Annotated in this window: 18 protein-coding genes; 10 read left to right on the top strand and 8 right to left on the bottom strand. The window is 71.1% G+C overall.

Annotated features, from left to right (window positions below):
- Positions 1–4: 4 nt before the first annotated feature.
- Genes AB0I54_RS39775 through AB0I54_RS39765 form a run of 3 tightly spaced genes read right to left on the bottom strand, consistent with a single transcriptional unit; the run spans position 5 to position 3,290 of the window.
- Positions 5–529, bottom strand: a complete 525-nt coding sequence (locus tag AB0I54_RS39775) for a VOC family protein (protein WP_363301195.1) — start codon at positions 527–529, stop codon at positions 5–7.
- Positions 526–1,677 (bottom strand): acyl-CoA dehydrogenase family protein, encoded by a 1,152-nt coding sequence (locus AB0I54_RS39770; RefSeq protein WP_363301194.1) that lies wholly within the window; start codon positions 1,675–1,677, stop codon positions 526–528. Before AB0I54_RS39770 ends, AB0I54_RS39775 begins: the two co-directional genes overlap by 4 nt.
- Before the next feature lie 59 nt (positions 1,678–1,736).
- Positions 1,737–3,290 (bottom strand): AMP-binding protein, encoded by a 1,554-nt coding sequence (locus tag AB0I54_RS39765; protein ID WP_363301193.1) that lies wholly within the window; start codon positions 3,288–3,290, stop codon positions 1,737–1,739.
- Positions 3,291–3,404: 114 nt separating this feature from the next.
- Here AB0I54_RS39765 and AB0I54_RS39760 point away from each other — a divergent pair, with 114 nt between their 5' ends.
- Positions 3,405–4,934 (top strand): AMP-binding protein, encoded by a 1,530-nt coding sequence (locus AB0I54_RS39760; protein ID WP_363301192.1) that lies wholly within the window; start codon positions 3,405–3,407, stop codon positions 4,932–4,934.
- A 54-nt stretch (positions 4,935–4,988) separates the two neighbouring features.
- Here AB0I54_RS39760 and AB0I54_RS39755 read toward each other — a convergent pair whose 3' ends face one another.
- Genes AB0I54_RS39755 through AB0I54_RS39745 form a run of 3 tightly spaced genes read right to left on the bottom strand, consistent with a single transcriptional unit; the run spans position 4,989 to position 7,380 of the window.
- The gene (locus AB0I54_RS39755) at positions 4,989–5,795 is read right to left on the bottom strand and encodes an enoyl-CoA hydratase-related protein (RefSeq protein WP_363301191.1); all 807 of its coding nucleotides are present in this window, start codon (positions 5,793–5,795) and stop codon (positions 4,989–4,991) included.
- Positions 5,796–5,827: 32 nt separating this feature from the next.
- The gene (locus AB0I54_RS39750; RefSeq protein WP_363301190.1) at positions 5,828–6,850 is read right to left on the bottom strand and encodes a phosphotransferase family protein; all 1,023 of its coding nucleotides are present in this window, start codon (positions 6,848–6,850) and stop codon (positions 5,828–5,830) included.
- Positions 6,847–7,380, bottom strand: a complete 534-nt coding sequence (locus AB0I54_RS39745; protein ID WP_363301188.1) for a hypothetical protein — start codon at positions 7,378–7,380, stop codon at positions 6,847–6,849. Before AB0I54_RS39745 ends, AB0I54_RS39750 begins: the two co-directional genes overlap by 4 nt.
- A gap of 119 nt (positions 7,381–7,499) precedes the next feature.
- On the opposite strand from AB0I54_RS39745, the gene AB0I54_RS39740 reads away from it, so the two are divergent.
- Complete coding sequence (locus AB0I54_RS39740; protein WP_363301187.1) at positions 7,500–8,240, top strand: hypothetical protein; 741 nt, start codon at positions 7,500–7,502, stop codon at positions 8,238–8,240.
- A 4-nt stretch (positions 8,241–8,244) separates the two neighbouring features.
- On the opposite strand, the gene AB0I54_RS39735 is transcribed toward AB0I54_RS39740, so the two are convergent.
- Both AB0I54_RS39735 and AB0I54_RS39730 read right to left on the bottom strand, forming a co-directional pair.
- Positions 8,245–8,691: a nuclear transport factor 2 family protein gene (locus AB0I54_RS39735; RefSeq protein WP_363301186.1), complete on the bottom strand. Its 447-nt coding sequence runs from the start codon at positions 8,689–8,691 to the stop codon at positions 8,245–8,247.
- Positions 8,688–9,791, bottom strand: a complete 1,104-nt coding sequence (locus AB0I54_RS39730; RefSeq protein WP_363301185.1) for an LLM class flavin-dependent oxidoreductase — start codon at positions 9,789–9,791, stop codon at positions 8,688–8,690. Before AB0I54_RS39730 ends, AB0I54_RS39735 begins: the two co-directional genes overlap by 4 nt.
- 81 nt (positions 9,792–9,872) lie before the next feature.
- On the opposite strand from AB0I54_RS39730, the gene AB0I54_RS39725 reads away from it, so the two are divergent.
- From AB0I54_RS39725 to AB0I54_RS39690, 8 genes are all read left to right on the top strand, one after another.
- Positions 9,873–10,865 carry a hypothetical protein gene (locus AB0I54_RS39725; protein WP_363301184.1) on the top strand — a complete coding sequence of 331 codons (993 nt, stop codon included), beginning with the start codon at positions 9,873–9,875 and terminating at the stop codon, positions 10,863–10,865.
- Positions 10,862–11,893, top strand: coding sequence for a zinc-binding dehydrogenase (locus tag AB0I54_RS39720; protein WP_363301183.1), 1,032 nt, complete (start codon positions 10,862–10,864; stop codon positions 11,891–11,893). Before AB0I54_RS39725 ends, AB0I54_RS39720 begins: the two co-directional genes overlap by 4 nt.
- Before the next feature lie 53 nt (positions 11,894–11,946).
- Complete coding sequence (locus AB0I54_RS39715) at positions 11,947–13,095, top strand: acetyl-CoA C-acetyltransferase (RefSeq protein ID WP_363301182.1); 1,149 nt, start codon at positions 11,947–11,949, stop codon at positions 13,093–13,095.
- Between the two features lie 97 nt (positions 13,096–13,192).
- Entirely contained in the window at positions 13,193–13,984 is a 792-nt protein-coding gene (locus AB0I54_RS39710; protein ID WP_363301181.1) for an enoyl-CoA hydratase/isomerase family protein, read from the top strand.
- 54 nt (positions 13,985–14,038) lie between these two features.
- Entirely contained in the window at positions 14,039–14,815 is a 777-nt protein-coding gene (locus AB0I54_RS39705; RefSeq protein WP_363301180.1) for a glucose 1-dehydrogenase, read from the top strand.
- A gap of 189 nt (positions 14,816–15,004) precedes the next feature.
- Positions 15,005–16,033, top strand: a complete 1,029-nt coding sequence (locus tag AB0I54_RS39700; protein ID WP_363301179.1) for an ABC transporter substrate-binding protein — start codon at positions 15,005–15,007, stop codon at positions 16,031–16,033.
- An 11-nt stretch (positions 16,034–16,044) separates the two neighbouring features.
- Positions 16,045–17,733 (top strand): FAD-dependent oxidoreductase, encoded by a 1,689-nt coding sequence (locus AB0I54_RS39695; protein ID WP_363301178.1) that lies wholly within the window; start codon positions 16,045–16,047, stop codon positions 17,731–17,733.
- A gap of 83 nt (positions 17,734–17,816) precedes the next feature.
- Positions 17,817–18,692 (top strand): ABC transporter ATP-binding protein, encoded by an 876-nt coding sequence (locus AB0I54_RS39690; RefSeq protein ID WP_363301177.1) that lies wholly within the window; start codon positions 17,817–17,819, stop codon positions 18,690–18,692.
- Positions 18,693–18,698 lie beyond the last annotated feature (6 nt).

The raw sequence follows: 18,698 nt of genomic DNA, 5'->3' as shown, positions 1-18,698 counted from the left end.
GAACTCAGGGGCTCGGCTGTCCCGATCCGCCGGGCGACTTGCCGGCGAGGACGTCGTCGAGGGTGTGGTCTCTGGCGGGGCCGTGACCGGGCCCGGGACGGGCGAGTTGCACCAGGGTGCCGAAGGCGTCCCGTGGGTGCAGGAAGACCTCGTGCCAGTCGGGATCCGACTGCGACGCCCCGTGGATCCGGTACCCCTGACCCTCCAGTGCGGCGGTCGTCGCGGAGATGTCGGCGACGGTGAACGTGATGTGGTGCTGGCCACCGAGCGGGTTGCGGCGCAGGAAGCTGTCCAGGAAGGCCGAGCCCGGGAGCGGTTCGAGCAGTTCGACCCGGCCGCCGCCGCGGTAGGTCAGCTGCAAACCCCGGTAGCCGACCCTGAGGTTGTCGCCGCCCAGATAGAACTCGCCGCCCAGGAGGTCCCGGTACAGCGGCAGCAGGTCCCTGATCCGGCGGGCGGCCACCGCGACGTGGTCGAACGCCGCGTCCACCGCAAGGCCGGGGAGCCCCGGCAGGCCCGGCGCCGTCACCGGGCGCGCCGGGTGAGCTGCTTGGCGATCATGTTCCGCATGATCTGGTTGGTGCCTCCGGCGATCTCGTACAGTTTCGTCTCCCGCCAGTAGCGCTCCATGCCGTACTCGACCATGTAGCTGTAGCCGCCGAGGATCTGCATGCCGTGGGCGGCGCACCGGGTGCCGGCCTCGGAGCCGTACACCTTGGCCATGGAGGCCTCCATCGTGCAGTCCAGGCCCCGGTCGAGCCGCCAGGCGGCCTGCCAGGTGAGCAGCCGTGCCGTCTGTACGTTCATGGCCATGTCGGCGAGCATGTGCGCGACCGCCTGGTGCTCGATGATGGGCTTGCCGAACTGGACCCGTTCCTGTGCGTACTTGAGCGCCATGTCGAGCGCGCCCTGGCCCAGCCCGGTGCCCTCGGCGCCGACGTAGATCCGCTCGGCGTCCATCAGCGAGAAGATGATGGCGCTGCCCCGGCCCAATTCGCCGACCAGGTTCTCCTTCGGCACCCGTACGTCGTTGAGGAACACCTCGCAGGTGTGGGTGGCCTGGCCGGCCAACTTGCGCAGCGGCCGGACCACCAGCCCTTCGCTGTCCCTGGGGACGAGCAGGACGGACAGGCCCCGGGAGGCGGTCGCCTCCGGATCGGTCCTGACGAAGGCGAAGATGTGGTCCGCGGTGTCCGCACCGGTGGTGAACACCTTCTGCCCGTTGATCACGAAGTCGTCGCCGTCGCGTTCCGCGCGTGTGGTGAGGTGGGTGAGGTCGGAGCCGGCCTCGGGCTCTGACAGGCCCATCGCCATCCTGACGGTGCCGTCCGCAATCCGCGGCAGGATCTCCTTCTTCTGCTCCTCGGTGCCGAACCGGGCGATGCCCTTGGCGCAGAACGTCGCCGTCGGCAGCCATGCGTAGGCGAGCGCGGCGCTGGCGCGGGCGACCTCCTCCACGGCGATGCAGATCGATATCTGGTCGGCGGCCGAGCCGCCGTACTCCTCGCCGAACGCCAGGCCGCACAGGCCGAGACCGGCCGCCTTGCGGTACAGCTCGGAGTTGAACTCCTCGTCCCGGTCGAACCGCGCGACCTCCTCGATCGGTGCCTCGGCCTCGAAGAACTCCCTGAGGGTGGTGCGCAGTTGCCGGTGCTCAGCGCTGATCTCGAAGTCCATGCTGTCTGTCTCCTGGTGTCGATGGGCGGCCGCGGTGGCCGCAGGGGGAGGGAGGCGCCTCAGTTGCCGGCCGAGCGCTGCGCGCGCAGGACCTTCTTGAGGATCTTCCCGGTGGCGCTGATCGGGAGTTCGTCGACGAACTCCACCGACCGCGGCTTCTTGTAGCCGGACAGGCGCTCGGCGGCGAACGCGATGAGCTCGTCCTCGGTGAGGGCCGACCCGGCGCGGCGCCGGACGACGGCGTGGATCGCCTCGCCCCAGCGCTCGTGCGGCACGCCGATGACGGCGGACTGCTCCACGTCGGGGTGGTGGCCGAGGGCCCGCTCGACCTCGACGCTGAAGACATTGATGCCGCCGGTGATGATCATGTCCTTGAGGCGGTCCACGATGGTGATGAAGCCCTCGTCGTCGATGACCGCCACGTCGCCCGTCCGGAACCATTCGCCCGCCCGGCTGTGCACCGTCTCCTCCTCCATGCGGTAGTAGCCGGGCGACATCGATTCACCGGTCAGCCAGATCTCGCCCGAGGTCACACCGTCGTGGGGCACGTCCCGGCCGTCCGCCCCGACGATCCGCAGCCCGGTCAGCACGCAGGGCTTGCCCACCGACGACAACCGTCCCACCTGCTGCTCGGTGCCCTCGGTGAACTGGTTCTCGGGCCGCAGGATCGCACCGCACGAGTAGCTCTCGGCCATGCCGTACAGCGGATAGATGACATCCCCCAGCACCTCGCGGGCGCGCTTGAGGACTCCTGGCACATAGGAGGAGCCGCCGGAGATGATGCTGCGCAGGCTGGACACGTCGTACCGCTCGACGCCCGGCTGGGAGATCACCATCTGCACCATCGTGGGCACGATGATCGTGTTGGTGACGCGGAACTCCTGGACCAGACGGGGGAACTCGACCGGGTCGAAGGCCCGCGGTACGACGGTTCGCCCGCCCTTGAGCAGCACCGGATGCAGCCCGGCGGGGCCGCCGGGGTTGAAGAACAGGGGGATGCACTGCAGGGCGGTGCCGCGCTCCGGGGTCGGCAGTTCCGCCGCCCAGTTGAGCAGCGCCGAGACCGCGTTTCGATGGGTCAGGATCGCGCCCTTGGGGATTCCGGTGGTGCCGCTGGTCGCACCGAGCTGGTACACGTCGTCCTCGTGCAGCGCCACGACGGGCGGGCGCGCGGGCGCGGCACCGATCAGTCCCTCCAGGTCCAGGTCGCAGCCGTGGTCGCCGCCGAACCCGATGACGTGCTTGACCGACGGGACGTCGGGCAGCCACGCGGCGGCGGCCTCCATGAGGTCGGCGTGCACGAGGACGGCACTCGGCTCGACATAGGAGAGGTAGGAGGCCACCTCGTACGCGGTCAGGCGGATGTTGGTGGCCGCGCCGATGATCCCGGACTTGGCGGTGGCGAAGAAGAACTCGATGTATTCACCGCAGTTGGGCGCGTAGATGGCGACGCGATCACCCTTGGACAGGCCGAGACCGGTCAGTGCGGCGGCGAAACGGTCCGTGCGGCTGTCCAGTTCGGACCAGGTGTACGTGGTGCCATGCGGTACGACGACCGCGTCGTTGTCTCCGAAGAACTGGGCATTGCGGCGAACGACATCGCTGATCAGCATCCCTGCACTCCTTGCGTCCTGGGCCCCGGCCGGCACCTGGCACTTCCGACGGCGTCACTGTAACGTGATTTAACGCTGGACGTAATATGTTGGATTACATTCCGTGCTGTAGGGGTGGTGGGTGTGCGCTATCTCGATCTTGTCCGCTCCGCGACGACAAGATTTCCGGACAAAGTGGCGGTTGTCGAGGGTCGTCGCAGGTTGACGTTCGCCGAGCTCGATGACCGGGTGGGGCGGCTCGGAGCGGTCTTCCGCGGACTGGGGCTGCGGCCCGGTGACCGGGTGGCCCTGCTCGCCGCGAACGAACTGGAACACCTCGAGCTCCAGGCGGCCTGCCTGCGCTCCGGGTTCGCACTGGTCCCGATGAACAGACGGCTCACCGAGCTCGAGCTGCGCTACATCCTCTCCGACTGTGATCCGGCTCTGCTCGTGGTGGGGCGGGACGAGGAGAAGCGGGGAGCGTCGCTGGCTCAGGCCTGCGGCATCCGCGGCGTGCTGGCGCTCGGCGCACCGCGGGAGCTTCCTTCGTACGACGCGGCGCTGGCCGCCGCGCGCCCTGATCCGGCCGCGGATCCGGACGACCCGGAACTGCCCGCCAAGATCATGTACACCTCGGGGACGACCGGCTCGCCCAAAGGTGCCGTCGTCGACCGGCTGGGCTTCACGGCCCGCGTGCTGATCAACGCCGTGGAGCTGGAGGCACGGCCGGACGACGTGCACCAGGCGTGCCTGCCGATGTTCCACATCGCCGCGTTCCTGTCCTACGCGCACACGCTCGTCGGCGGCACGGTGGTGCTGCTGCCGGAATTCGACCCGGCCACGGCGCTGCGCACCCTGGAACGGGAACGGGTCACCACGACGGTGCTGGTCCCCACCACCATCGCCATGCTGCTGGACAGCCCAGCGGTCACCACGACCGACCTGTCCGCCCTGCGTCTGATCATCTACGGCGGCTCCGCCATCGAGCCGGCCCCGCTGCGACGCGCGATGGAGGTCTTCGGCTGCGGCTTCCACCAGCAGTACGGCATGACCGAGACCGGGGGGCAGACCATCCTGCGGCCGGCCGACCACGACCCGGCCGACGCCGAACGGCTGTCCTCGGCCGGCACCGAGGCGGTGGGTCTGGAGGTGCGGGTGGTCGACGACGCGGACGTGCCGCTGGCACGCGGGGAGGTGGGCGAGATCGTCTGCCGCGGCCCCTCGGTGATGCGCCGCTACTGGAACCGGCCGGAGGCGAGCGCCGAGGCGCTGCGCGGGGGCTGGATGCACACCGGCGACATGGGCTACCACGACGGCCGGGGCTATCTGCACATCACCGACCGCCGCAACGACATGATCATCACCGGCGGGGAGAACGTGTATCCGCGCGAGGTGGAGGCGGTCCTGGTGACCCACCCGAACATCGCCGAGGTGGCGGTGGTGGGAGCGCCGGACGCGACCTGGGGCGAGGTGGTCACGGCCGTGGTGGTGGGTGATCCCCCGGCCGACGAGGAGCTGACCGCCTGGGCGAGGCAGCGGCTCGCCGGGTACAAGGTCCCCCGGCGGTGGATGCGCGTGGACGCCCTGCCGCACAACGTCACCGGCAAGGTGCTCAAGCACCGGTTGCGCGGCATGCTCACGGAGGGAACGGCGGCGGGACGCTGAACACGCTGGGGCGCCCCCTTCGGGGCGCCCCACCGGTCCTGCCGGGTGTCCTGCTCAGTCGCCGCGGAAGTCCGGGCGGCGTCGTTCGAGGAAGGCGCGGACACCTTCGGTGAAGTCGTGGGTGCCCCACAGCTCGGTGACCCGCTGACGCTCCAGGTCCAGTTGCTCGTCCAGGCCCTGCACGGTGGCCCGGTCGATCAGCTCGCGCACCCGCAGCAGCGCCAGCGGCGGTGTGCCCGTCAGGGACGCGGCCAGCTCCCGTGCCGCCGTGAGGGCCGTGCCCGGCTCGGCGACGGTCTCCGCGAGGCCGTGCGCCACCGCTTCGTCGGCGTCGAGGGGCCGGTTGCGCACCAGCAGCGCGCCGGCCCGGGCGGAGCCGAGCATCCGGGTCAGGAAGTACGAGACGCCGCCGTCCGGCGAGGCCCCGATGCCCAGATAGCCCGGGATCAGCCGGGCGCCCTTGGCGACCACCCGCAGATCGGCGGCGAGCGCGAGACCCAGACCGGCGCCGACGGCGGGCCCCTCGACCGCGGCCACCAAGGGAACGGGCAGGCGGCGCAGGGTCTTGAGGGAGTCGTGCAGCCCACCCACCAGGGGCGCGAGGACTGTGTGCGGGTCCTCGGCGAGCGCCCGGTCGACCAGGGACAGGTCGGCGCCGGCGCAGAAGGCGGTGCCCCGTCCGGCGAGGACGAGCGCGCGGGCGCCCGCCTCGACGAGGGCGGACGCCGCCGGGCCGAGCGACTCGGCCATGGTGACCGTCAGGGCGTTGAGTTGTTCGGGACGGTCCAGCTCGATCGTGCCCACGCCGTCGGTCAGGGACGTGTGCAGATCCGCTGTGCCGGTGTCGCCGTCGAGTGCCACCAGAGCTCCTTCGGATGGTGCGGCCGGTGAAGTCAGTAACCGATGGCCCGCAGGCCGTGGTCCATGCACATGTAGGGCACGCCCAGGCCGAGCCGGGCGATGGTGGCGTCCCGCGCGCGGTCCGGGCCGAACTCGCCCAGCAGCGGGAAGGACGTGCAGATGTACTCCGCGTCGATGAAGACCGAGTAGTACATGATCCTCTCCTCGTCCACGCGCGGGCCGCCGGCCTTCTCGTAGACCTCGAACATCTCCTCGCGCGGCAGCAGCGCGTCCGCGCCCCGCCACAGCGCCGACGCCCAGTCCTTCATGGGGTCACCGAGGTGCGCCTGCTCCCAGTCGGTGAGGGCCACCACCTGGTCGCCACGGTAGATGAAGTTGCCGATGCCCACGTCGCCCCAGACCAGCGAGGTGCGCGGCACCTCGCTCGGGACGTTGCGCTTCAGCCAGGAGAACAGGGCCTCCACCACCGGCATCGGCTCCGGCCGGGCGGCGCGGTAGGCCGACTCGTAGTGCGCCAGCTCCAACAGCGCGCAGTCCTGAGGGCGTTGCGGTACGGCCATGAAGTCGCCGAGGCCGGCGGCCCGCCAGTCGAGCGTGTGCACGGCCGCGAGCTGTTCGGCCAGCCCGGCGCCGATCCTGCGGCGCAGTTCCTCGTTGCCCGGGGCGAACAGCTTGCCGGCGGACGCCGAGCCGGGCACGGTGCGCCGTACGTAGAAGGGGGCCCGGCCGATGAGCGCCGGATCGGTCTCGTACCACAGTGCCTCGGCCACGGGGATCCGCGTCGGGGTGAGCGCGGCGAAGGTGCGGTACTCGCGTTCCAGGTCCACCGGTACCACCGAGCCCTCGGGATGGTCCACGCGGATGGTCAGGGAGTCGCTGAACGACCGCCCCTCGCGCGTCCCGGTGACCTCCGCGAACCAGGTCTGCCGCGACATTCCGCCGACATTCCGCCGGAGCGAGGTCAGCCGCAGCGACTCCGCGCCGAGCCGGTCCCGCAGGTACGCGACGACCAGTTCGCCGTCCAGACCGCCCGCCTCGGGCGCGTCGGCGCTCACTTCGCCACCGGCCCGAAGGTCATGAACAGCGGTTCGACCAGCCCCGTGACCCGGTCGACCTGGCGCCTCGTCAGCCGCAGTAGCTCGTCCCGCAGTTCCTCCACGTCCGGCCCGCCACCGTGCGCTTCGGCCTCGTCCAGCCAGTGCATGGCGGCGACGACCGAGCCGCGCAACCGCTCGTTGCGGGCGGTCGCCGCGGCGAGGTCGTCCCGCGGGGTGTCGTCGTCGGCCGGGCGGGCGGCGGGGGACAGGAGTTCGGCCAGCTCGCCCCACCGCGGGTGCCCGCTGTCGCCGGACCGGGCGCCGAGCGCGGCGGCGCGGCCGATGACCGAGGCGAGGACCGCGGCCATGTCGGCGCTGTCCTCGTCGAGCACGCTCCGCTCACCGGCGAGCCGGAGCCGGAGGTGCTCGATGACCAGGTCCATCGCGGTGCCGACATAACGAGCCCAGCGGTCCTCGACCTTGGGCAGAAGCGTCTCGTTGAGGGACAGGCGCAGGCCCGCCAGTAGTTCGTCGGGGGTGGGTCGCATGGGAACCCCTTCGCATCGGGAGGGTCGCACGACATTTTCGAACCTAACGTGAAGCGTTAAGTTTTTGCAAGGGGTCCGGCGTCTGGTGCGACGTCCGACGTCCATGGTCCGATGCGGACATGGACCAGTCATTCGACAAGACCGTCTCGCACTTCCTCCCGCTGTCCACGGTGCCGGCCGACGAGGCGGATCGGCACTACACCGAGGTGCACACCAGGTTCGCCCGGGGATTCCTGCGGGAGATGGAGCGGGTGGTCAGCTATCACACCGCCCGCGCCGTGGCCGGGTACGACGCGGCCGGCGGCTGGGCGCTGCGGCCGCGCGCGTTCCGCTACATCGTCATGCGGTTCCTGCCGGGCCGGAGCCTGGAACTGCCCGACCGTCTGCGCGAGCAGATCGTCGAGGACCACCGCAACTTCCTGCGGGAACTGCGGCCGTTCCGGGTGCGCGAGGAGGTCGTCCTCGACCGGCTGTCCGGGCAGACGGCGCTGGAGAAGTACGTCTTCGAGCTCGACCGGCCGGACGACGTGTCTTCCGAGGCCGCCGCCGCCCACATGCGCACACGCCTGGCGGCCCTCGTCGACGAGGCGTCCGCGGCCTTCGGCATCCGGCAGATTCTGGCCGACCACGTCGAGGCGGAGCAGGCGACCGAGCCGGTGGACGAGCCGGGGCAGCGCTCCCTGCCCCGCATGCTCCCCGCCACCTCACGCCAGGCGTTCCTGGAGCTGTACTTCGACCAGCGGGAGTGGGCCGAGGAGTGGTTCGCCCGCCCCGGGGTCCGCCGGGTGCTCCAGGACCCCTACTGGAAGCCGGTGCGCGGGTACCGGGTGCGCGAGCGGTGCGGCCTCGATCGCCGCTGACCGGTCAGATCCCGCGGGGCAGTGGCTCGTACAGCGTGGCCCGCCCGTCCTCGGGGCGCGTGCCGCGCTCCGCCGCCACCCGCAGCGAGCGGGACCGCACCAGCCAGACGCCGTCCCGCAGCACGTACCGGTCCTGATACTGGCCCCAGACATGCGCTTCGGAGTCGTCGTCACGCCGTACGTGGTAGGCGTACAGCGCGGATCTGGCCGTGGCCGTGTCACCGTGGACGTCGACGACGATGTTGCTCACGTGGTGGCTGGTCGCCCGGTAGACCTCCACGCGGCGGAAGAGGGTACGCAGTTCGTCCGGTCCCCGGAAGATCCGGCCGAAGCCCAGGTCGTAGCAGCCGTCCGGGGCGAAGAGTGCGACGATGCCGGCAACGTCGTAGCGGTCCACGCGGTGGCAGTAGTCGGCGAGCGACCGCCTGATGTGCTCTTCCGCGGTGGTCATCCCCGCGCCCCTTCCACGGCGGCGTGCTCGCCCAGGGCGAGCAGCGGCCGGTACGAGTCGAGCAGATGGCGGCGCGCGCGCCCGGTGTCGCTCCCCGCCTCGTAGCGCATCCCGTGCACGCCCACGAACAGCAACTCGTCGACGCTTCCGGCGTACTGCCGGACGCGTGCCAGGCACTCCTCGGGAGTGCCGGCGACGACCAGCCGCTCGACCACCTCGTCGGTGACGGCCCGGCGTGCCGCCTCGAGGTCGCCGGCGCGCACCAGCCGGTCCACCGCGTCGGCGACGTCCTCGTGGCCCTGTTGTCGCAGCAGGGAGTCGTAGTGGGGATGCGGTTTGCCCGCATAGAGGTTGACCACGGCGGCCCGGGCCGCGTCACGAGCCCGCTCGGGGTCGTCGTCCACGGCGACCAGGGAGGCCATGGTCACGCGGAAGTCGGCACGGCCCGCGATGTCACGGCACCGCGCGGCGATGTCGCCGACGAACTCGGCCGACTGCAGCGTGCCGAGCGCGATACCGTCGGCCACCTGCGCGGCGAGCCGCGTCATGCGCGGAGAGGTGGCGGCCAGCAGGAGGGGGACCGACGGGCGGAACGGGTCGACCTGACAGGGCCAGCCGGACACGCGGTGGATCTCACCCGCGTACTCGACGCGCTCGCCCCGCCGCGCCCGGGTGACCAGACGCAGGACGTCCATGTACTCGCGCATCTTGCGCAGCGGCCGCTCCACCGGGACACCGTGATGACTCTCGTTGGTGACCCGGTTGCCGCTCCCCACGCCGAGGACCAGCCGGCCGCCCGAGATCTCGTCGAGGTCGACGGCGCTCATGCCCGCGATCAGGGGGGTGCGGACATGCGCGTTCAGCACGTACGGGCCCAGTGCGACCCGCTTCGTCCGCGCGGCCATCGCGGCGAGCGGGGCGAACCCCGAGCGCCACGCCTCCGCCACGTACACGCCGTGGAATCCGACGTGTTCGGCCCGGGCGGCCAGCGAGGCCATGTCGCCGACCGTCATCCCTCCGCCACCCGCCAGCATCAGCCCGATCCGCAGCCCCGGACCGGCGTCGGCCCTCTTCCCGTGCTCCCGTTCCCGCACTGTCATCACCCCCAGATGTGACGCTTCACGTCAAAAATTCATCGCTGAGTATTGCATAACATCTAACGTGAAGGGTCAAATAGCTGCATGGCTATCGCACCGATCCTCGCCGACGACGAGTACATGCACGAGCCGACCGACGACCCGCAGTTCAACGAGTCGGCCTACTACAACTTCGTGGACGCCGACTCCGGGTTCGCCCTCCTGATCCGGATGGGCAACCGCGTGAACGAGGGGCACGCGGAGGTCACCGTGCTGCTGTACCTGCCGGGCGGCAGGGCCGCGATCCGCTTCGACCGGGCGGAGATCAGCAGCAACGACCGCTTCGCCGCGGCCGGGCTCGAGTTCCACGTGGTCGAGCCGCTGAAGAAGATGAAGGTCACCTTCGACGGCACGGCCCACCTGCTCGACCAGGGCACCGACCTGGCCGACCCGAAGCGGGCGTTCACCACCAGCCCCGTGGTGCCGCTGCGGCTGGAACTGCACTACGACAACCTCGTCCCGGTCCATGGACTCGGTGACGGGTCGGGCATCGAGGGAGCGGAGGACAGCATCGCGGTGGGCCACTACCAGGGACCGTGCGCGGTGCGCGGCTGGGTGGAGGTCGACGGCACCCGCCGGGACATCGACGGCCTCGGCTTCCGCGACCACTCCTGGGGGCCGCGCAAGTGGCAGGGACCGCACTACTGGCGGTGGATCTCCTGCCTGGTCGACGAGCGCACCGGCTTCGTCGCCTGGAGCCAGAAGATCGGTGACACCCGGTCGCCCGGCAACGGCATGGTGCTGCGCGACGGTGTGGTGGAACTGGTCAACCGGGTAGAGGTCAAGAGCGAGTACGGTGCGGCCCCGCACTATCCGACCGCGACGCGGGTCGTCCTGACCACCGAGTCGGGAGAACGCATCGAGGCGGCAGGCACGGTCTTCCACAACGTGCCCCTGCGCAACCGCCGCGACGGCCAGGTGGCCCGGCTGGCCGAGGTCCTCATGCGGATCGACTTCCTCGGCCGGACCGGCCACGGCATCTGCGAGTACCACGACCGCATGGTCGACGGTGTCCCGGCGGGGATGTACGAGGCATGAGCGCCGTCCAGGGTGCCACGGGGCCGGGCTCCACGATGAAGGCTCTGCGCTTCGACCGGCACGGCGGCCCCGAGGTGCTCCGCTGGGACGACGTGCCCGTGCCCGAGCCGGGTCCGGGAGAACTGCTGGTCGAGGTACGGGCCTTCGCCGTCAACTGGGCGGACCTGCTCGAGCGCGCCGGCGCGTATCCGGGCGCACCCGCGCCGCCCTACGTCACCGGGCACGACGTCACCGGCGTGGTCGTCGGTGCCGGCCCGGACACCGACGGGCCGCCCCCGGGCACCCGCGTCTTCGGGGTGATCCCCCGGGGCGGTGCTGCCGCCCAGTACCTCGCCGCCCCGGCCGCCCAGCTGTACCCGGTGCCCGCCGCACTCGACGACGCCCAGGCGGCGGGCGCCGCCGGGCCGTACCTCACGGCGGACGCCGCCATCGTGACCATGGGCCGGCTGGAGAAGGGCGAGGACGTCCTGATCCACGCCGCGGCCGGCGCCTACGGTTCGGCCTGCGTACAGCTGTGCCGGGCCTACGGGGCGGGCCGCGTCATCGCGACGGCGGGCACGGACGAGAAGGCCGAGCAGGTACGGCGGTGGGGTGCGGACCTCGTCGTCAACTACACCGAGTCCGACTTCGGCGAGGTCGTCCTGGACGTCACCGGGGGCCGGGGTGTGCCGCTGGTGCTGGAGTCCGTCGGCGGCGCCGTGCTGGACCGGAGCCTGGACTGCGTCGCACCCGGCGGCCGGCTGGTCAGTGTGGGCGCGAGCAGCGGGCGCGGCAGCAGCCGGCTCCGCCTGCACACCCTGTTCGAGCTGGGCATCTCGGTGTCCGGGTTCACCCTCGGCACCTGGCTGCGCGACCACCCGGAGCTGGTCGGGCCCTCCGTGGCACGAGTCCTCGACCTCTTCGAGAAGCGCGGGGCCGCTCCGGTGGTCGCCCGGGTGTTTCCCCCTTCGCAGGTCGCCGCCGCGCACGAGTTCCTTGCCGCCCGTCGTTCCGTCGGCCGCACGGTCGTCGTCATGGACCAGGCCTGAGCGACCGTCATCCTCCGTCATCCACCTGCCGAATCCCGAGAGCGAGATGAACCGTGGCCGAGGCCTACATCGTCAGTGCCGTCCGTACCCCGGTGGGGCGCCGCAAGGGCGGCCTCGCCGGCGTCCATCCGGCCGACCTGGCCGGGCACGCCGTCAAGGCCGCCGTCGAACGCGCCCAAGTCGCGCCCGGTGACGTCGAGGACGTCATCCTGGGCTGCGTGGACCAGCTCGGCGCCCAGTCCACCAATGTCGCCCGCACCGCCTGGCTCGCGGCGGGGCTCCCCGAGCACGTCCCGGGCACCACGATCGACCGGCAGTGCGGCTCCTCGCAGCAGGCCGTGCACTTCGCGGCGCAGGCCGTGCTGTCCGGAACCCAGGACGTCGTCGTCGCCGGGGGCGTGGAGGTGATGAGCCTGGTGCCGATCTCCAGCCCGGCGATCGTCGGAGAACGGGAGGGGCTCGGAGCCCCGTACGGCAGCCCGGGGTGGACCGCGCGCTACGGCGACCAGGAGATCTCCCAGTTCCGCGGCGCCGAGCTGATCGCCCGCCAGTGGGGGATCGGCCGCGAGGAGATGGAGGAGTTCGCGCTCCGCAGCCACCGCATGGCCCTCGCGGCGCAGCGCGCCGGGGCGTTCGACGACGAGATCGTGCCGTACGGCGAGGTGTGGGCCGACGAAGGGCCGCGCGCGGACACCTCACTGGAGAAGATGGCCGGCCTGAAGCCCCTGACGGAGGGCGGGCGAATCACCGCGGCCACCTCCAGCCAGATCTCCGACGGCGCCGCCGCGCTCGTCATCGCGTCCGCCGCCGCGGTCGAGCGGCACGGCCTGAACCCGCTGGCCCGAGTGCACACGATGACCGTCACCGGCGCCGATCCGGTCCTGATGCTGACCGCGCCGATCCCCGCCACCCAGCAGGTGCTCAAGAAGGCGGGCCTCGGCATCGACGACATCGACCAGTTCGAGATCAACGAGGCGTTCGCTCCCGTCGTCCTCGCCTGGCAGCGGGAGCTGGGCGTCGACCCGGCACGCACCAATCCGCTCGGCGGCGCGATCGCGCTCGGCCACCCGCTCGGTGCCACCGGCGCCCGGCTGATGACCACCATGGTCCACCAACTGCGTCGCACGGGCGGCCGCTACGGGCTGCAGACGATGTGCGAGGGCGGCGGCATGGCCAACGCGACGGTCGTCGAGGTGCTCTGACCGAGCCCGCCCGATGCGCGGCCGGCGGATCCGTGTTGCAATTATCTGCCGTTGCACGTAAAAGATAAGATATTCGTCGCGAGGAGAGTGAGTGGACATGGCCGACATGGAGCGCTTCGACAAGGAAACCCTGTACGTGGAGAAGTACCCGGAAGCCCGCTACGCCGTGGTCACGCTGCACCGGCCCGACGTGCTCAACGCCGGAAGCCCCACCCTCTTCGGCGAACTGGCCGCGACCATCGCGTCCTTCGAGGACGACGAGGACGTCCGTGCGGTGGTGCTGACCGGCGGCAACGGCAAGGCGTTCTCCGCCGGCGCCGACCTCGGCGGGATGACGTTCGACAGCATGGGCAACTGCCGGGAGTTCATCCGGCTGGCGCACGCTCCGTTCGAGGCGATCGAGCGGCTCGGAAAGGTCGTCATCGCGGCCGTCAACGGCTACGCCTTCGGCTTCGGCACCGAGATCGCGCTCGCCTGCGACCTGGTGATCGCCTCGGACAAGGCCCGCTTCGGGCTGCGCGAGATGAACCACGGCCTGGTGCCCGCGGTCACCATCACCCGCGGCGTCGACATGGTCGGCCGGCGCCGGGTGGCATGGATGGCCTACACCTCCGACGACCTGAGCGCCGCCGAAGCCCGCGAGTTCGGCTTCGTGAACAAGGTCGTCCCGCACGAGTCCCTGGTCGACGAGTACACGGAGCTGGCCTCGCGCATGGCCCGGCGCGCGCCGCTCGCGGTGGCCGCCACCAAGTGGGTGCTCAACAAGGCGGCGGGCGGCCACTACCGCGAGGGCGAGAACCTGATGCCGGCGATCTTCGCCTCCGAGGACGTCGCCGAGGGCCGCAAGGCGTTCGAGGAGCGCCGGCCGCCGGTGTTCCGTGGCGAGTGAACCCGCCGCCCACCCCCCATCCCAACCGCCCCTTCCTCCGGATTCGAGGCATTCATGAGTGTGTTGGACCAGTTCAGGCTCGACGGCAAGGTCGCGATCGTCACCGGCGCCTCCTCCGGTCTCGGCGTGGGCTTCGCCGAGGCGCTGGCGGACGCCGGTGCCGACGTGGTGCTCGGAGCGCGCCGGGTGGAGCGGCTGGAAGAGGTCAGGGACAAGATCCGTGCCGCCGGCCGGCGCTGCATCGCGGTGCCCACCGACGTCTCCGCGGCCGGGGACTGCGACGCGCTGGTCGCGGCGGCCGTGGAGCAACTCGGCGATGTGCACGTGCTGGTGAACAACGCGGGCGTCGGTCATGCGGCGCCGGCGCACAAGGAGGACCCGGCGGACTTCGGGCGGGTGGTCGGCGTCAATCTGATGGGCGCGTACTACATGGCCCAGGCCTTCGGGCGGGCTTGCATCCGTGCGGGGCACGGCGGCTCGATCGTCAACGTGTCGTCGGCGCTGGGCATCGGCGGCGGTGACATCCCGCAAGTGGCCTACTCCTCCTCCAAGGCCGGGCTGAACGGCATGACCCGTGACCTCGCCATGCAGTGGTCCGCCCGCTACGGGATCCGGGTCAACTCCCTCGCGCCGAGCTTCTTCGAGTCCGAGCTGACCGGCCCGCTCCTGGAGAGCGAGGTGGGCCGGCAGAAGGTACTCGCCCGGACCCCGCTGGGGCGGGTGGGGGAGCGGCACGAGCTGTACGGCGCACTGCTGCTGCTCGCGTCCGACGCGGGCTCGTACATCACCGGCATCACGCTGCCGGTGGACGGCGGCTGGACGCTGCACTAGCCCGCGTCCGCCGCACCGGAGCCGGTCGGGCGGGGTCTGTGCGGAGGCCCGGCCCGACCGGCGTTCCGGGCGCTGGCGGTCCCGCCGAGCGGCCGGGGCCGGCTGTTGAAATTCTTGTTATCTCTCGTTCAACGTGAAATAGTCGCAATCGAGCGAAGCTCGTTCCGCTGCCCGACTCGGAGGTGCGCAGTGCGAAGGAAATCGCAGTCCCTCATAGCCCTGGCAGGAGCCGGCCTGCTGATGGCCGGGGCCGCCGCCTGTGGTGACTCCAAAGCCGCCGGGAATCCGTCGGAGGGGAAGCGGGGCGGGACGCTCAAGGTGATGATGTTCCCCGGCCAGGCGTACCGGCTGCCGGTCCTGGTGGCACGGGACCGAGGCCTGTTCAAGAAGCGGGGCATCACCCTGGAGATCACCGAGCAGCCCACCAACCTCCAGGGCATGCAGGGCCTGCAAGCCACCGGCTCCGACATCGGCCAGGTCTCCGTCGCCACCCTCGGCCAGGGCTACCAGGCCGGCACCAAGGGCAAGTACTTCTGCGGCGGCCTCAACACCATCCAGACCACCCTCATGGCCCCGAACGGCTCCGATCTGCCGTCCACCGCGGACGGCGCCTCCTGGCAGGAGGTTCTGAAGGCCCTCAAGGGCAAGAAGATCGGCATCCAGACACCGGTCGGCTCCGGCGTCCAACTGCTGTTCGCCGCGGCCCTCAAAGAGGCCGGGGTCACCGACGTGACGTACGTGAACATCGGCACCGACCCCGCAACGGTCGTCGCGGCACTCGGCAACCGCAGCGTGGACGTGGCCCAGATCGCGCCCACCGGAACCCAGTACATGCAGGACCGGAAGGCCGGGAAGCCACTGGTGTACCTGCCGGACGGCCCCAGCACCTACAAGGACCTCTACGGCAGCGCATGGGTGGCTCCCGACCGGTTCCTGAAGCAGCGGCCCGATGCGGCGAAGGCCTTCTGCGACGTCATGGGCGAGGCCCTCGACCTCATCAAGGACCCGGCCAACTCGACGGCCAACGCCGCGATCCTGGCCAAGGACACCGGCATCAGCGAGAAGGTCGCCAAGCTCGTCGTGGACCAGACCTACGGCGACCACTCCACCGAACTCGACCGGAACAGGCTGACCACCACGTTCGAGAAGTACGTCGAGCTCGGCATCCTCAAGGCCGACCCGAAGCCGTCGTACGACACCCTGGTCCAGGCCCACTGAGGAGAGACACCATGACCGCACACCCTCCCGGTTCCCATGTCGTCGTCGTGGGCGCGGGACTCTCCGGTATCGCCACGGCCCTCGGGGCCGCCCTGCGGGGCCGCTCCGTCACCGTCTTCGAATCGGCCGACCTGGTCGGCGGCGCGGCGGCCTACTCGGGCGGGCAGGTCTGGGTCGGCGCCAACCACGTGGCCCGGCGCGAAGGGATCGAGGACGACAGCCCCGAGCTGACCGAGCGGTACGTGCGCGGCATCGCCCACGCGGCCCCCGAGGCGCTGGACCCGCAGGCGATGGCGTACTGGCTGGCCGAGGCGCCCGCGGCGATGCGCTACTGGGAAGAGGTCGGTGCGATCCGCTGGACCGTGATCCCGGGGCTCGCCGACTACCACGCGGAGGCGGACGGGGCCCTCGGCGCCGGGCGGTACCTGACCAACGAGGTGTTCGACGGCCGGGCCCTCGGCAACTGGCGCGGTCGGCTGCGGGTCAGCCCCTACTTCCCGGTCGGCACCACGTACGCGGAGATGTTCCGCACCGGCCGCAGCGTCAACCGGGACGCGGAGCAGGGTCCGGCCGGCTCACGGGCCGGGGAAGCGCAGGCGTTCGGCCGTACCCGCGCCGGATCCGACGCCGACCGGGCGGTCACCGGCGGCCCCGATCCGCTCACCTTCGGCACCGGCGTGGTGGCGAGCTTCCTCGCCCGGGCGCTGCGCGAGGAGTCCCTGGAGATCCTCCCCTCGCATCCCGTCACCGAGCTGCTGCGGGACGACGCCGGCCGGGTCATCGGCGCGCGGGCGCAGGGCCCGCACGGGCCGGTGGAACGGCACGGACCCGTCGTACTGGCCACCAGCAGCTACGACTGGAACCCCGAGCTGGTCGAGGAGTTGCTGGGCCTCGGCCCGGACGACTTCGGCAGCGTCGCGCCCGACAGCCTGCGCGGCGACGGCATCACCCTCGCCCGCAGCGCCGGCGGCGCGGTGGCGAGGATCCCGCCCACGAGCGTGCCCATGCTCCCCGGATGGGAGTCGGGACAGGGCGGCTTCGCCTACGGACCGGAGTTCGCCCGGCCCCACGCCTTCATCGTGGACCGGACCGGCCGGCGGTTCTGCAACGACTCCTACTGGGTCGACATCGTCGCCAAGGCTCTCGACCCGAAGGACCCGCACCTGCCTTTCTTCCTGGTCTGGGACGAGCGGCACCATCGCAAGTACGGCCTCGGCACCGTGCCACCCGGAGCCGACTACCCACAGGGCACGGTGACCTCCGCGCCCACGCTGCGCGCCCTCGGGGACGCCCTCGGCATCGACGGCGTCCAACTGGAGCGGACGGCGGAGGTGTTCAACACCCACGCCGAGCAGGGCGAGGACCCCTTCTACGACCGCGGCACCCTCGACTACGTCCTGCGCTTCTACGGCGACGCCGCCCATCGGCCCAACCCCGTCCTCGGTCCCGTCGCCGAACCGCCCTTCCACGGTCTGCGACTGCGCTTCCTCGGCACCGGCATCGGATCCAGCGGGGTGCGCACGGACGAGACCGGCCATGTGCTGGACACGCACGGCCGGACCGTACCGGGACTTTACGCCGTGGGGTCCTGCGCGGCCCTGACCGCCGCGGGCAGCGGATACAACAGCGGATTCGCCCTCGGCCGGGGACTGACCCTGGCCTACTCCGTGGCGCGGCAACTGGGCGCGGCGGACTCCTGAGCGACACCGCGAGCCGCCCCCCACAGCCATCAGCCGACACACGTTCACCTGTTCATCGTGGCCGCAAGGGCCGGAGGCCGACCATGACGACCGAAGCCACCACAGACACCGGCGCCGAGCCGCTGATCTCTTTCCAGAACGTACGGCAGGTGTTCCGCCTGCAAGGACAGCGCAGCGGAGCCGGAGCGCCGGGCAGGAGCCGGGAGTTCGTGGCTCTGGACGATGTCACCGTCGACATCGCACCCGGGCAGTTCGTCGCGCTGGTCGGGGCGAGCGGCTGCGGCAAGACGACCATGCTCAACATGCTGGCCGGTCTGGTGACCCCTAGCGAGGGCAGGGTCAGCCTCGCCGGAGCGCCGCCGCGGTTGCCCAACATGGACATCGGTTACATGTTCGCGCGGGACGCGCTGCTGCCGTGGCGCACCGCCCGCAAGAACGTCGAACTGCCGCTGGAAACCCGTGGCTGGGACCGGGCCAGACGCCGGGAACGGGCCGGTGAGGTGCTCTCTCTGGTCGGCCTCGAGGGGCGGGAGTCCCAGTTCCGGCTACAGCTCTCGCAGGGGATGCGGCAGCGCGTCGCACTGGCCAGGACGCTGGCGCCCGACCCCTCGATCCTGCTGATGGACGAGCCGTTCGCGGCGCTGGACGCCCGTACCAAGCTGACGCTCCAGGCGGAGTTCCTACGGATCTGGGAGCAGCACCAGGGCAGCGAGCGACGCAAGACGGTCGTGTTCGTGACGCACGACCTGCAGGAGGCGGTGCTGCTGGCCGACCGGGTGATCGTCATGCTGCCCAACCCGGGCCGGATCGCCGAGGACCGCGTCATCGACCTCCCCCGCCCACGGGCGAAGGCCCTGGGCGAGATCCAGTTCACCGACGAGTTCAAGCGCACCACCCACGACCTGTTCGAGCGGCTCGAGGGCGCCATCGGCGACCGGGCCCGACCGGTAGAGAGCTGAGGGGCG

Source organism: Streptomyces sp. NPDC050625, assembly GCF_040654755.1.
GTDB lineage: Bacteria > Actinomycetota > Actinomycetes > Streptomycetales > Streptomycetaceae > Streptomyces.
The sequence above is the reverse complement of the archived record's forward strand: the minus strand, read 5'-3'. Positions and strand labels throughout refer to the sequence as shown.

Bases quoted from the DNA above. Each gene is read 5' to 3' on its own strand.
- AB0I54_RS39770 (WP_363301194.1), bottom strand. From the start codon at position 1,677: ATGGACTTCGAGATCAGCGCTGAGCACCGGCAACTGCGCACCACCCTC.
- AB0I54_RS39765 (WP_363301193.1), bottom strand. From the start codon at position 3,290: ATGCTGATCAGCGATGTCGTTCGCCGCAATGCCCAGTTCTTCGGAGAC.
- AB0I54_RS39745 (WP_363301188.1), bottom strand. From the start codon at position 7,380: ATGCGACCCACCCCCGACGAACTACTGGCGGGCCTGCGCCTGTCCCTC.
- AB0I54_RS39740 (WP_363301187.1), top strand. From the start codon at position 7,500: ATGGACCAGTCATTCGACAAGACCGTCTCGCACTTCCTCCCGCTGTCC.
- AB0I54_RS39735 (WP_363301186.1), bottom strand. From the start codon at position 8,691: ATGACCACCGCGGAAGAGCACATCAGGCGGTCGCTCGCCGACTACTGC.
- AB0I54_RS39730 (WP_363301185.1), bottom strand. From the start codon at position 9,791: ATGACAGTGCGGGAACGGGAGCACGGGAAGAGGGCCGACGCCGGTCCG.
- AB0I54_RS39725 (WP_363301184.1), top strand. From the start codon at position 9,873: ATGGCTATCGCACCGATCCTCGCCGACGACGAGTACATGCACGAGCCG.
- AB0I54_RS39720 (WP_363301183.1), top strand. From the start codon at position 10,862: ATGAGCGCCGTCCAGGGTGCCACGGGGCCGGGCTCCACGATGAAGGCT.
- AB0I54_RS39710 (WP_363301181.1), top strand. From the start codon at position 13,193: ATGGCCGACATGGAGCGCTTCGACAAGGAAACCCTGTACGTGGAGAAG.
- AB0I54_RS39705 (WP_363301180.1), top strand. From the start codon at position 14,039: ATGAGTGTGTTGGACCAGTTCAGGCTCGACGGCAAGGTCGCGATCGTC.
- AB0I54_RS39695 (WP_363301178.1), top strand. From the start codon at position 16,045: ATGACCGCACACCCTCCCGGTTCCCATGTCGTCGTCGTGGGCGCGGGA.
- AB0I54_RS39690 (WP_363301177.1), top strand. From the start codon at position 17,817: ATGACGACCGAAGCCACCACAGACACCGGCGCCGAGCCGCTGATCTCT.